Raw genomic sequence first — 2,880 nt, 5'->3', positions numbered from 1 at the left:
GCCAGTTACACCACGCAAAGGGACTTGATCGAGGCGTCTGCCAACACCGACTGGATCTCGCGGATCGTCGCGGCAAGCACTCCCGACGACAGGAGTCCGCTTCCCAACGGCCCGGATGAGTCCTCTCCGAGCATGGGCAACTTCGACAGTGCTGCACGGACCTCGCTTGTCATGTGGTCGATCTGCCAGCGAACCTCATCGCGGCGTGCGGCCTCGTGGTTGATCTCCGCAAGAGAAGCGGCCTTCGCGGCGTATGTGGCCGCACCCAGCGCGTGTGCGCCCATGTGGGCAACTCCCGATGCTTGTCCGGAAGACCGAGCAGCTGCGACCGCAGCAGGAGACTTCGCAGACTGAGCCGCCCGGCCCGCGACAAACCTCCGCTTGATCTCGCCAGCGGCATCGAGCTCGCCACGGCCATATGCACGCGCCCGCAGGATGCCGTCCCGCACACGGCTGTCGTCCGGGGCCTCGGCCTCGAACAGCGGCAGAACTCGTTCAGCGCAGTCTGCCGCCCACAGGGCAACGAGACGCCGATCAGCTTCCTCAAGAGTCTGCGGCGAGGTCATGCATCAAGCCTCTCACGGCGCATCGAGCAACCACATTGGTCTGCTTCGACTCCCAGGTGTGCCGATGGGGACGCCCTTCGTATGAGGACCCGTTCCTCCTAGTCGGAGCAGACCTCTGAGCCAGAGGCGCGTGCGTCAGTCCTCGTTCGAGGACTCCGTCAGCTCCGCGGCATATCGGGAGACGGCACGCCCGTACATCGGCAGCGTGGGCGCCAGTGCCTCGAGTGCGATTCGTAGTGCGGCGGCGTGGTCTCCGCAGTCATGCAGTGCCAAGGCCAGGAAGGCCTGTCGTGCGTCCCCGGTGATGGCGGAGGCCGGCGCGTTCTGCAGCAGTTCGACCGCTGCTGCGGGCACACCGATGTTCCTCAGCGAGCTCGCCAACTGGATGATCGCCTGGGGCAGGCGGTCTCCTGAGAGCCCCAGGTCGAGGGCCTTGCGGTACAGCGGGATTGCCTCGCGTTCCCTGCCGAGGAAGTCGTGCGCCGATGCCCACTCGAACAGTGCGTCGGGGTCGTCCGTGTCGCGTTCCTCGACGAGGATGCGCATGTCGTCGAGTACTTCCTGGGGGTACGCATCATCTGCACGGTCCCAGAACGCCGCGATTCGCTCATCCCACGTCATCGACACGTCCGCGATTGTCCCACGTCATGGGGGAGTGGCAGTCCTTTCACCACGTCCCTCCCGACGATCCGCTCGCAGGAACGGAGTGCGTGCCCACCCCCGCCCGGCCCACCCGGGACCGAGTGCCCTGTCTCCTTCCAGGAAGCTCACCTAGGGTGTGTCGCATGGCAGCGATGATGAGGTCGGCCGTGTCCACGCTGGACGCGCGTCACCCTGTGCGCCCTGATCTGGGACTGTGCGTGGCACAGATCCGCGCCGCGTCCGGGTGCCGCACCCGCTGCCCCGACGCCGAACTCCTCCGGGCGTCCTTCCACATCATGGTGCTGTGCACCGGTGGCAACGACACGCAGGTCGTCGACTTCCAGGACGTGCACCACAGGCCCGGTTCCCTGTTGTGGATCCCGTCAGGCACCGTCCACGAACGGGTGCCCGCCATCCAGGGCCGTGCGGTGTGCTTCACCGCCGCCTTCCTCTCACCCGGCTCCCCGCAGATCTCCAGTCCTGTCGGTGGCATGTGGAACCTCCAGGGCAGTGACCTCGACGAGGTCAATGCCCTGGTCACCGTCCTGGACAATGAGTACGCCCGGTACGTGTCCGGACCCACCGGGGCGGTACAGGCACGCAGCCTGCCCCTCCTGCGTCACCTGCTGTGTGCCCTGGTGATGCGGGTGCAGTCGGTCCCGCGTGAGCGTGCCGCCTCCAACGCGGTCAACCCCGTGGTCCGGGACTTCCTCGACCTGGTCGAGGCGCAGTGCTGCACCATGCACACGGTGGAGGAGTACGCCGCAGCACTCGGCTACTCAGCGAGGACCCTGCAGCGGGTGTGCTACGAGGAGGTCGGCACACCACCCCGACAGGTCATCGACGAGAGGGTCAGCGCCGAGGCCGAGCGCCTCCTGGCCCTCACCGACATGCCGGTGGCCGCTGTCGCCCACACCGTGGGTTTCGGCGATGCCGCCAACTTCTCGAAGTTCTTCCAGCGCCAGACCGGGCAGACTCCCGGATCCTTCCGTCGCCAGCTCCTCTCCTGATCTCCCGAGCTGCGCCGCCTCGGCAGCGCCCCGCCCGTCCTTGCGGAGGGACGCGGTGTGCCACGACCGCACTGCCTCCTCCGTACCCCGGCTGGCCCCCGCCCGGCCCCGTTCCCCTCGCGCGGTGACCGTCCTTTCGCGTCCGTTCCCCCGTGCTCGGCAGCCGTGTCCGACCCCCACCACACGGTGTCCGACGGCCACCACGATCCGCGCCACCCCGACGGGCACGACCGCGAAGGATTGGGTTCATCAAGGAGCGATGCCGACGACGCCTCCGCGAAGTGGCGGGGTCGGCACCGACACCGCACCGGAATGGAAGGAACCCGATGACGACCATTGCCTGCTTCAAGTGGGTCGTGAGTGACCAGGACCTGAGGACCGATCCCTCCACGCACGACCTGGACACGAGCCGCGCGCGCCACGAGATCTCGCCCTACGACCGCAACACCATCGAGTGCGCACGTCTCACCGCAGCCGCCCGCGCGACCGCATCGGGCACCAGCCAGGAGCTGGTCGGCCTGACCTTCGGGGACATCACCCCGGTCGGGCTCAAGGACGCCCTGGCCCGCGGCCTGGACTCCACCCTCCACGGTCCTCCCCCCCAGTCGGCGTCGAGGTCGACGGCCGCGTGACGGCGCAGGCCCTCGCCGCGGCCATCCGTG

General features: G+C 68.1%; 4 protein-coding genes. 2 read left to right on the top strand and 2 right to left on the bottom strand.

Annotated features, from left to right (window positions below; translation table 11 throughout):
- Positions 1-5: 5 nt before the first annotated feature.
- Entirely contained in the window at positions 6-566 is a 561-nt protein-coding gene (locus tag TA90_RS11885) for a putative immunity protein (RefSeq protein ID WP_052450842.1), read from the bottom strand.
- Positions 567-701: 135 nt separating this feature from the next.
- Positions 702-1,187: a tetratricopeptide repeat protein gene (locus TA90_RS11880; protein WP_043536747.1), complete on the bottom strand. Its 486-nt coding sequence runs from the start codon at positions 1,185-1,187 to the stop codon at positions 702-704.
- 164 nt (positions 1,188-1,351) lie between these two features.
- Between TA90_RS11880 and TA90_RS11875 the strand changes: the two genes are divergently transcribed.
- Entirely contained in the window at positions 1,352-2,218 is an 867-nt protein-coding gene (locus TA90_RS11875; RefSeq protein WP_187120141.1) for a helix-turn-helix domain-containing protein, read from the top strand.
- Between the two features lie 326 nt (positions 2,219-2,544).
- On the top strand, positions 2,545-2,850 hold the full coding sequence (locus TA90_RS11870; RefSeq protein WP_043536744.1) for an adenine nucleotide alpha hydrolase family protein: 306 nt from the start codon (positions 2,545-2,547) through the stop codon (positions 2,848-2,850).
- The last annotated feature ends 30 nt before the right edge of the window (positions 2,851-2,880 follow it).

The sequence above is a fragment of the Actinomyces polynesiensis genome, from assembly GCF_000820725.1.
GTDB lineage: Bacteria > Actinomycetota > Actinomycetes > Actinomycetales > Actinomycetaceae > Pauljensenia > Pauljensenia polynesiensis.
The sequence above is the reverse complement of the archived record's forward strand: the minus strand, read 5'-3'. Positions and strand labels throughout refer to the sequence as shown.